The sequence below is a fragment of the Candidatus Albibeggiatoa sp. nov. BB20 genome (assembly GCA_016744725.1).
GTDB lineage: Bacteria > Pseudomonadota > Gammaproteobacteria > Beggiatoales > Beggiatoaceae > Albibeggiatoa.
The window spans coordinates 1-10,215 of the sequence record JADGDW010000156.1; the positions used below are offsets into that span (position 1 = coordinate 1).

The window sequence follows — 10,215 nt, forward strand, 5'->3', positions numbered from 1 at the left end:
ACATAGAATTACTATTCTGTAAAATATGTTTTTATATCATTCATTATCAATTCATTAAATTAACTCATAATGATTGGCACTATATTTTGCATGACTACCTAAACCTGATTATGCTCATGCTTGGAATAATCATGGTAATTCACTTCATAACTTAGACAAATATGAAGAAGCAATAGCAAGTTATGATAAAGCTTTGAAAATTAAACCTGATTATGCTTTGGCTTGGTACAATCGTGGTGTTTCACTACTTAGACAAATATGAAGAAGCAATAGCAAGTTATGATAAAGCTTTGAAAATTAAACCTGATTATGCTTTGGCTTGGTACAATCGTGGTGTTTCACTACTTAGACAAATATGAAGAAGCAATAGCAAGTTATGATAAAGCTTTGAAAATTAAACCTGATTATGCTTTGGCTTGGTACAATCGTGGTGTTTCACTTTATGATTTAGGCAAATATGAAGAAGCGATAGCCAGTTATGACAAAGCCTTGAAAATTGACCCTAATCACAAATTTGCAAACAATAATCGTAAATGGGCATTGGAAAAATTCAGATAAGTAATGAAGGAGGTTTTTTCATGGTTAAACTAAGCTTGCATTGGAGAAAATATGCAATATATTATTTACATGCTTTTATTATCTGTTATATATTCAAATAGTTATGCAGACATATATAAAGCCCATATTACAGTACCTTCCACAACCATCAGTGGTGAAAATTGGGATACTTGGGTACCCAAAGCATTTCAATTGCCAGATATTGAATTATATGTAAATAACTTAAGTTTTGGTAAATGCTTAGATTCTGTAACTTGTGCCGTTGAATTTCAAACAGATACAAACGACATCATGATTATAGTAATGGACGCCGACACAGGATTATCATCCAAAGATGATTTAATTGCATCAGGAAAATGCAACGTATCAGAAACTTGTCTGCTTAAAAAAGCCCATATTTCTTTTGAATATATTTCTAAAGCTAAACAAGCTTCCTATGGAAACTGCAATAAAATCGATGCGGATATTCTATCTAAAAAAGCATCGATAGCGATAACAAATAGTGCTGGTGGTGGAAATATCATAGAAGATATCGTCGTAAACTGCAATTATGCACCCAACATAGAATACTATAATATTCAATTGTATACCTCCTTTATCAGTGCCAACACTAATGAATTTTGTCAAGTAGCAGGTGAAATGCTAATCAAAAAAGATGGTAGTGATGTCAGTTATAGAATGACTGAAAAAAACACCGCTTTTGACAATATGCTTATGACCGAAGAAATGAAAAATTTTACAGGAACTGTCGCAAAAGCATTGTTAACCAACCTATAATTTATTCAGTATAAAAAATGGTTTGTGAATTTTTAAACAATTATGGCTAAGCTATACAAAAGCTTCACTTTACTGATTACTGATATAAATAATCAGGCCATCTTGCTTTATTAGTTTTTAAATTCTGACAATCCTGATTCAGACAAAATATAATGCTGTCTATCTTGCCCTTCACCTTACTCAAAAATCATGATTAAATTCTCCCAATTTGGACAAAAATTTACCAGCCATTCAGGCATTTTGCAGTTAATGGATGACATCAACATTGCCCTATCTAGTGATGAGCCTATGTTAATGCTAGGTGGTGGTAATCCTGCACATATTCCTGAAGTACAAACCTTATTTCGTCAACATACTGAGCAACTATTAGCGGATGGCAATCGCTTTGAACGTATGATTGGTGATTACGATGCGCCCCAAGGCTCACAAGCCTTTATTCAAGCATTGATTAATTTGCTACATCAAACTTATGGCTGGTCGTTGAAACCTGAAAATATTGTCTTAACCAATGGCAGTCAAACCGCATTTTTTTGTTTATTTAACCTACTAGCAGGCAAGTTTGAGAATGGTCAGCAGAAAAAGATTCTATTACCACTTGCGCCTGAATATATTGGTTATACCGATTTGAGTATTGGTGAACAATTATTTGTAGGCAATAAGCCACAGTTTGAATTTTTTGACCAACAAATGTTTAAATATCGGGTCGATTTTGATGCGCTGAATCTCGATGACAGCATCAGTGCAATGTGTGTTTCTCGCCCAACCAATCCGACCGCCAATGTATTAACTGATGACGAAATGCACACCCTAAGTCAGTTAGCAAAAAAACAGCAGATTCCATTTGTGATTGATGGTGCGTATGGTTCACCGTTCCCCAATATTATATTTACTGATACTGAACCGATGTGGGATGAACATATTATTTTATGTTTGAGCTTATCTAAGCTGGGTTTACCGGGGACTCGGACGGGGATTGTGATTGCAGATGAAAAAGTCACTCGGGCTTTAGCCAGTATGAATGCAGTGATGAGTTTAGCCCCCAATACCACAGGTGCAATCTTAGCAACGGACATGATGCGCAGTGGACAAATTTTGCAAATCAGTCGTGACATTATTCAACCGTTTTACCAGCATAAAGCACAGCAAGCCGTACAGTGGTTTCAAGCCGCATTTAAAAACTATCCATTGTATATTCATAAACCCGAAGGCGCATTTTTCCTCTGGCTGTGGTTTAAAGATTTACCAATTGCAACCTTAGAATTGTATCAACGCTTAAAGCAACGTAGAGTAATTATTGTACCCGGAGAGTATTTTTTTCCAGGGCTTGAACAAGATAATTGGTCGCATAAACAACAATGTATCCGATTTAATTATGCACAACCCGAACAACAAGTGCGCCAAGGAATTGAAATCATTGCGCAAGAAGTGAAAGCTCTTTTCCACAAAAAGACGTAATCAACAAAACGGAATCGTGCTAGATTATTCATCATAAGCATTTGAGCAGATTGATGATGCTAAGGCATTTTTTTATTATATTTACACCGTTGTGAACCCATGCCAGCATATTTTTTAATGAATCTATCCAATCGATATACGCTATTTAAAATCAAAAAAATCCTAGATAACTTTATGTTAAGATAGGTTACATAGGTAAATACAATATTAATTAAGGGATATGCTGTGAGTGATTTTGAAGGACAAATTTGGGCAACGCAAAATAATGATGATGTAGATTTTGTCTGCACAGTTAAGCGTGTTAAAAATAAAATTCAAGCATTGAATAATAAAAGCCGTGAACAACGCATCGCAGAAGATAAATTGTTATGGAAGCACCCCTTGCAAGCCCGAGATAAGTCTGATTGGGAAGCAAAAATAGAAGATATTGAAAGTAACATCATAAACTTAAAAACTGATATTGATGTAGAGTTTTTGTGGGAAAGTGCATTAGAATTGGAACTTTCAGAGGTTCAAGATTTCGCTGATGTTTATTATGGCGATAATGTCACAGCCGAGAATTTTGTGGCGATTTGGCGCGTGATGGCAGAAGATAAATTATATTTTAAGCGTAAAGGTAAAACATGGGAAGCCCGTGCCTCCTCACAAATTGAAGAATTAAAACTACAACGCCAGCGCGAAGAAAATCGACAACAAGAAGAAGCCCAAGCACGACAATGGATGCTAAGTTTACTTAAAGCGGAAGCCCCTCCATTTTTCCCCGGTGCAGCTTCAGAACAAAAATTTAAAGCGCAGCCGATTCCTGAGCCACTCGAAAGTTTTGCTGAACGTTTGGAAGCATGGTTACGCGGTGATAAAGACAAACTCGTAGATGAAGTCGTGTCCAGTATTGCCGAAGCAAACCGCTTAAACTCACGTGAATTGGTTGTGGATAGCTTACAAAAAATAGGCCGCCTTCCTGTCGACATTGACCGAGATATACTTATTGCGGGTTTGAAATTAGACTTTTCCACCGCCGTCAATGATGCAGCAAATGAAGTCCAGCCATGGCTTGCACCCACCGATGCAACTTGTATCAATGTCGCATTTAGTATCGATGATGAAAGCACCAAAGAAGTGGATGATGCCTTAGACATTGAGCGGGATGGTGATGCGTGGAAAGTAACGATTGCAGTCGCTGATCCTGAATGTGTAGTGCATCGCAATGATACTTTAGACCGTGAAGCAATGCGTCGAGGCACAACTGTTTATTTACCTACCCAAACAATTTTGATGATGCCGCCGCGTGTGTCTTGCGATATTGCCAGCTTAAGTGCACACCAACCACGTTCATCTATCGTAATTCGGGCATGGATCAATGATAATGGTGATGTCATTAATAGCAGCATTGGACGTGAAACCATCACAGTACAACACCGTTTAGACTATATCAGCAGTGATGAAATGATTGAAGCGGGTAAAGGAGAAACCGCAGAAAAATTACAACAATTAGATCAAGTTGCACAGAAATTGAGAGCCAAACGGATTGCCGAAGGCGCATTAATGTTACAACGGCCAGAATATCGCATAAAGGTACATGATGAACAGATTGCGGTAGAAATTGTGCAATTTAATTCCGCCAGTCACAAACTGGTTGCAGAAATGATGATTTTAGGTAATCACTTAGCTGCTAAATATGCACAACTCAATCAAGTGCCGATTATTTACCGAATTCAAGAACCACCAGAACAACCGATTGATGAAGAAATGATGTCATCGCCTTTGGCATTCCAGAAAATACGGCGATTAATTAAAGCCTCCGCACTATCTTTGCAACCGGGAGGACACAGTGGTTTAGGCTTATCTGCTTATACACAGCTCACTTCTCCATTACGGCGTTTTGCGGATTTAGTGATGCAGCGACAATTAGTTGCCCATGTGATTGGTGAAGAATTACCTTACGATCAAGATGAATTATTTAAAGTATTGGCCACCGTTGAGCGGACTGCAAAAGAGGCGCGTAAATTAGAAAATGAATCTAAAAAGCGCTGGTTTTCGCAATTTTTAAAACAGAATATGCAAAATCAACCGATTGAAACGCTGGTATTAGAAGAAGTAAAAGGCGGTTATAAAGCAGAAATGCATCCATGGGGTGTTGATGCGTTCTTGGCGACACCGAAAAAGCTGACAGTCGGTACAAAAGTCACGACATTAACTGATAAAATTAGAGTGAAGGCGGCCAATATTCGACTTAAATTAGCTTAAACCAATACGATGGCACAAGTTTATGATTTAGGCTACAAAAAGCTGTTTTCTAATAAAAAATTATTTCGGCAGCTTATTGAGTCTTTTTTCCAAGAAATTGACTGGATGCAAGATATTGATTATGAGCAAGTTGAATTACTAGATAAATTATTCATTTCCGAGGAATATAAAAAGCGCGAAAGCGACATAATCTATAAAGTGCACTTTAAATCCGAAGCTGGTTATCGGGATGATGCTTATATTGTGATTTTATTGGAAAATCAGTCTAAATCACACCCATTTATGGCTTTGAGAGTCGCGCATTACATTACCAGTTTTTACATGAAGCTGATTGAGGCCGATTCAAAATTAACACTATTGCCTCCCGTTTTTCCGATCGTACTATATAACGGCGCACAGAATTGGACAGCGGCGGAAAGCATTGAGGAGCTGATTGAGCACCACGATTTATTAGGCGATTATGGCTTTCAATTTAAATATTTCAAACTTGCTGAAAATGAAATTCCTGTCGAATTACTAAAAGAATTGGGAAATAGCGTAGCCGCCTTATTTTTAGGCGAAATTCATGGTTTTGAATCACTTGCTGGGGCTTTTTCAAAATTATTAAAAACTGAAGATATGCAGGTTATTTCATTATTACTTAACTATTTTGAGCAATTGTTTAGACATAATAAAATGGATCAAGTTGATTGGAATGAATTAGATAGAATGCGCAACCGTGAGGAGGTTAATATGTTTTTAGAAACCATAAAGGCTCAAGAAAAGCAGGCTTTTCAGCAAGGTAAGCAAGAAGGCTTGCAACAGGGCAAACAAGAAGGTAAACAAGAAGCTTGGCAACAAAGCAAATTAGAGATAGCTAAGGCGATGTTATTTAAAGATTTAGAAATCAATCTCATTGCTGAGCTTACAGAACTTTCAATTGATAAAATAGAACAACTCAAAAAAGATTTAACTCACTAAACTTGTTGACATTATACTAATGGCATTTTGAATAAGAACCTTCCAACTTTGGAACAACATTGAAAAGCAAAATATAGATAATAAATATAATGCAACGCAGAAAACGTCGAGCACAGGAAAGAGGCTCATTAACCCGAAATACCTTAGCAAAAGTCGGCTTATGGGTCACTTTGGTGATTGTCATAACGGCTGTTATTAGCTATTTTGAGGTGTCTTATAAAATTGAAAAACAAACCCTTGCTCAACTTAAAGATTTCGTTATTCAGCGTGGCCAATTAGAAGATCATCTTTTTGCAATGGCGCAAGAAGGTCAAGAAATATTCAAAGCGGCTTTAATCCAACGTTGGAACACACTGACTGATAAACCTTTGCCTAATAACATGATTCGATTCAATAAGCTGTTTACACCAGATGGACAGAATATTGTGCGCAATCGTTCCGAACATTTTAAACCACTAGAACAAAGTTGTGTTTACGTTGATAAAGATATTGTGCTGACCTCAAAAAATCAACAAAGAGTGTTACATTTATATGATTTAACTGCGCAATATGGTTCAGTATCACGCCGCCATTTTGACAGTACCTATATTTTAACAGCAGACAATATCGCAGTCTCATTTTCTCCACAAGACCCGCAATGGTGTCAGAAATTAGATGATAGTTTTAAGGCTTCGGATAGTGCTGAATATTGGTTATCGGATAGAGAACATAATGTAGGCCGAAATATTATTTGGACATATCCCCATTTTAATCAAGCGCAACAAAAATGGATGATTTCAGGGGTTACGCCAATTGACATTGATGGTGAGCATGTTGCCTCGGTGGGTTATCATTTAGCTGAATTTGATGATTTAGTCAAAAATACACTAAAACCTATTATTCCCCATAGTTACAATATGATATTTCGAGATGATGGCTATTTAATTGCCCATTCTAAGCTAATGGATGAGATTAAAAACGCTGATGGCTATTTCAATATTCTTGTACATGGTAGCCAACGATTGAAGCATACGTATAATTTAGTCAATGGTCGTCGTGGTTTAGGCGTGATTGATGATACGCGCAATTACCGTTACTTAGTTGTAACTAAAATGGTGACTACGGGCTGGTATTACGTGACGGTATTGCCAAAAGTGGTATTTGCTCAAACAGCGTGGGAAAGTGCGCAGTATATTTTCATTTTAGGGGGTATTTCGTTATTGATGGTGCTGACTATCCTTTATTATATTATGGATAAACATATTACTGAACCGCTTAATGATTTTCTGATAGCCACTCAAAGAATTGGTGAAAGTGATTTTGATATTGATTTAGAAGTAGATCGGCGTGATGAATTAGGCTGTTTGGCAAAATCATTCCAAGCCATGGCAAACTATCTTATGGATAGGGAAAATCAGCTAATTGACTATGCCAATGAGTTAGAACAGCATACGGAAGAGTTAATTGAAGCCAAAGAACAAGCTGAAAGTGCTAATTTAACTAAAAGCCAATTTATTGCCAATATGAGCCATGAATTGCGCACGCCTTTAAATGCCATTATTGGTTATAGTGAAATGTTACACGAAGAGGCAGAAGATATAGAAGAGCCACACCTTTGTGAAGATTTACAAAAAATCCATGCCGCAGGTAAGCATTTATTATCTTTAATTAACGATGTGCTGGATATTTCCAAGATTGAAGCAGGTAAAATGGAAATTTATACTGAAAGCTTTGATATTAAAACCTTATTAGATGAAGTTATTGTGACCATTGAACCGCTTGCAGCACGACAAAATAATATTTTAGATACAGATTTCTCTTCTAAAAATTTAGGGTTCATGCACTCTGATTTGACTAAAATTCGCCAATCTTTACTGAATTTATTGAGTAATGCCTGTAAGTTTACTGAAAAAGGCCACATTAAGCTTCAGGCTGAGCGGTTCATTGAAGACGATATGGAATGGATTCGGTTCACTGTATCAGATTCAGGCATTGGTATGACTGAAGAACAACAAAGCAAATTATTTCAAGCCTTTACCCAAGCAGATGCTTCAACGACACGTAAATATGGTGGTACAGGTTTAGGACTGGTTATTACTAAACGATTTGCCGAAATGTTAGGGGGCGATGTGACTGTTGAAAGTGTACATGGTCAAGGTAGTCGATTTATTTTCCACCTACCAACCCATACAGCAACAGAAGACGATCAGCAAACTGGATTGATTAGCCTGTCAGCCGCACAGGGCAATATATTAGTGATTGATGATGATCCAGCGGTTAGAGAACTACTTTATAATCATTTACATAAATTGGGATATCAAGTGAGGTTGGCAGCGGGAGGCGATGAAGGGTTGCGTTTAGCCTATGAGAACAAACCTGATGCAATCACGCTGGATGTGATGATGCCAGGGATGGATGGCTGGATGGTATTATCATCACTCAAAACGGACCCTAATTTGGCTGATGTGCCTGTAATTATGCTGTCCATCATTGAGGATAAACGGCTTGGTTTTTCATTGGGTGCTGCTGATTATTTAATTAAACCTTTTAAAAGAGAACAGCTTGATAATTTATTGAAAAAATATTTACCACTGCATCAATCACCAAAAGTGTTAGTGATTGATGATGATGAAGCAACTTTAAAGCTATTAACCACCATGTTAAGTCGTGATGGTTTGGAAGTGATGCAGGCCAGTAATGGGATTAAGGGTTTAAAATTACTGGAAAAAGAACTAGAGCTTCCAAATATTATTTTATTAGATTTGATGATGCCTGAGATGGATGGTTTTGAGTTTCTCAATTATTTACATCAAGACCCGCATTGGAGTCAAATTCCTGTTGTGGTGTTAACCGCAAAAGATATTACAGCAGATGATCGGCGAAAATTGAATGAAAAAGCACATGTAGTCTATCAAAAAAGTGCGTATCATCGAGAAACATTATTAAATGAGATTCATGAATTATTACAATCTCAGACCACTCCATAATATATTATTTATTTAAAATATGGGCTAATCTATCAAAAATTATGGAAAACGATTGATAATATGATATTTCATACCTGCCCATTTATTATTTTTTATGAATTAAACCATACTACATAAACTATTCTCTAACATAATGAGTAAGCAATATCACTTTTATATAATAACTATAAATACTTGATTGCTGGCTGCATTGTGTTCGCATCATTCATCATAAAATACACTCATTGCTTAATATAAAAAACCTAATCAGTGTACCTTTCTATATGAAATATATATTTAATTAACAATTAATTCTGATTAAAACCCAACAAAAAGATGGAATATATTTTGCCTAAATTAGTTTGTCATTAAATCCATCAATAATAATTTTTTGACGCTAGTGCAGCACTTGAAATTTTAGGCTGATTTTCACGTCCTCTATTTTGGATGACACTCAGTTAAATGAATTGGTTATAGCTATGAAAAAAGCAACTTTTGTTATTTATACAATTTGTATTCATATTGTATTAGTTTCCGTATTAGTCAAGCCTGATCTTGTTCATACTGCAACCTATAAATTGGGTATTTACCCAGCACCACTGCATTATGAAAGATTGCTTGCAGGTCACTTACTGAAAAATAGCCGTATCCAAGATGGCGACATTGTGTTTTTAGGTGACAGTATTATGGAAAAAACCGATATAAGCCAAATCACCTCAAAAGGCCATAATTTAGGTATTAGTATGGACTGGACTGGTGGCTTATCAGACCGAATTCCATTGTATCGAACCTTGGATAGAGCCAGTTTATTAATGGTTCACATTGGTGTAAATGATTTATCACTTAGGAAAGGTGGTGTAACAGACTGTTTTTCCCGTTATGAGAAAATGCTTGATTTACTGCCTAAAAATATACCTGTGGTCTTAAATAGCGTACTACCATTAGGTGAAGCTAAAGAACATTCTCAAGTGGATAATGAAAAAATAGAGCGTTTCAATCAATTAATTAAACAGTATGCAGATAATCGAGCAAATTATTATTATCTCGATATTGCTCGCCACATGAAAAATAAAAATGGGGCACTTAAGGATGAATATTATATTCATGACTACATACATTTAAATCAGCAAGGTTATGTTGCCTTTATCCAAGCCATTAAGACATTTTTGAATCAGAACCGATTGCTTTAAAAATCAAATTACTATCATTTGGTAGAAAGTGATAAATTACATTATTATAAATACTGGTTGTATGTTGTTGCCTAAATACACACTCA

General features: G+C 36.2%; 8 protein-coding genes and 1 pseudogene. All 9 read left to right on the forward strand.

Annotated elements, in window-relative coordinates; translation table 11 throughout:
* Positions 1–112 precede the first annotated feature (112 nt).
* Positions 113–262: pseudogene (locus ABXH34_RS15070) on the forward strand (tetratricopeptide repeat protein); the annotation flags it as partial.
* On the forward strand, positions 213–359 hold the full coding sequence (locus ABXH34_RS15075) for a tetratricopeptide repeat protein (protein WP_353572711.1): 147 nt from the start codon (positions 213–215) through the stop codon (positions 357–359). The pseudogene ABXH34_RS15070 and the gene ABXH34_RS15075, both read left to right, overlap by 50 nt.
* Positions 310–558, forward strand: a complete 249-nt coding sequence (locus tag ABXH34_RS15080; protein WP_353572712.1) for a tetratricopeptide repeat protein — start codon at positions 310–312, stop codon at positions 556–558. The genes ABXH34_RS15075 and ABXH34_RS15080 overlap by 50 nt, the downstream gene beginning before the upstream one ends.
* A 51-nt stretch (positions 559–609) precedes the next feature.
* On the forward strand, positions 610–1,335 hold the full coding sequence (locus ABXH34_RS15085) for a hypothetical protein (protein ID WP_353572713.1): 726 nt from the start codon (positions 610–612) through the stop codon (positions 1,333–1,335).
* Positions 1,336–1,524: 189 nt separating this feature from the next.
* On the forward strand, positions 1,525–2,790 hold the full coding sequence (locus ABXH34_RS15090) for a valine--pyruvate transaminase (protein ID WP_353572714.1): 1,266 nt from the start codon (positions 1,525–1,527) through the stop codon (positions 2,788–2,790).
* Positions 2,791–3,015: 225 nt separating this feature from the next.
* A complete protein-coding gene (locus ABXH34_RS15095; protein WP_353572715.1) occupies positions 3,016–5,034 on the forward strand; it encodes a ribonuclease catalytic domain-containing protein in 2,019 nt (672 codons plus the stop codon).
* A 9-nt stretch (positions 5,035–5,043) separates the two neighbouring features.
* Entirely contained in the window at positions 5,044–5,994 is a 951-nt protein-coding gene (locus ABXH34_RS15100; protein WP_353572716.1) for an Rpn family recombination-promoting nuclease/putative transposase, read from the forward strand.
* Positions 5,995–6,083: 89 nt separating this feature from the next.
* Entirely contained in the window at positions 6,084–8,960 is a 2,877-nt protein-coding gene (locus ABXH34_RS15105) for a response regulator (RefSeq protein ID WP_353572717.1), read from the forward strand.
* A 458-nt stretch (positions 8,961–9,418) separates the two neighbouring features.
* A complete protein-coding gene (locus ABXH34_RS15110) occupies positions 9,419–10,129 on the forward strand; it encodes a GDSL-type esterase/lipase family protein (RefSeq protein ID WP_353572718.1) in 711 nt (236 codons plus the stop codon).
* Positions 10,130–10,215: the final 86 nt, after the last annotated feature.

What these genes read in the sequence shown, in the direction of transcription:
- ABXH34_RS15075 (WP_353572711.1), top strand. Translation starts at nt 213, where the DNA reads ATGCTTTGGCTTGGTACAATCGTGGTGTTTCACTACTTAGACAAATAT.
- ABXH34_RS15080 (WP_353572712.1), top strand. Translation starts at nt 310, where the DNA reads ATGCTTTGGCTTGGTACAATCGTGGTGTTTCACTACTTAGACAAATAT.
- ABXH34_RS15085 (WP_353572713.1), top strand. Translation starts at nt 610, where the DNA reads ATGCAATATATTATTTACATGCTTTTATTATCTGTTATATATTCAAAT.
- ABXH34_RS15090 (WP_353572714.1), top strand. Translation starts at nt 1,525, where the DNA reads ATGATTAAATTCTCCCAATTTGGACAAAAATTTACCAGCCATTCAGGC.
- ABXH34_RS15100 (WP_353572716.1), top strand. Translation starts at nt 5,044, where the DNA reads ATGGCACAAGTTTATGATTTAGGCTACAAAAAGCTGTTTTCTAATAAA.
- ABXH34_RS15105 (WP_353572717.1), top strand. Translation starts at nt 6,084, where the DNA reads ATGCAACGCAGAAAACGTCGAGCACAGGAAAGAGGCTCATTAACCCGA.
- ABXH34_RS15110 (WP_353572718.1), top strand. Translation starts at nt 9,419, where the DNA reads ATGAAAAAAGCAACTTTTGTTATTTATACAATTTGTATTCATATTGTA.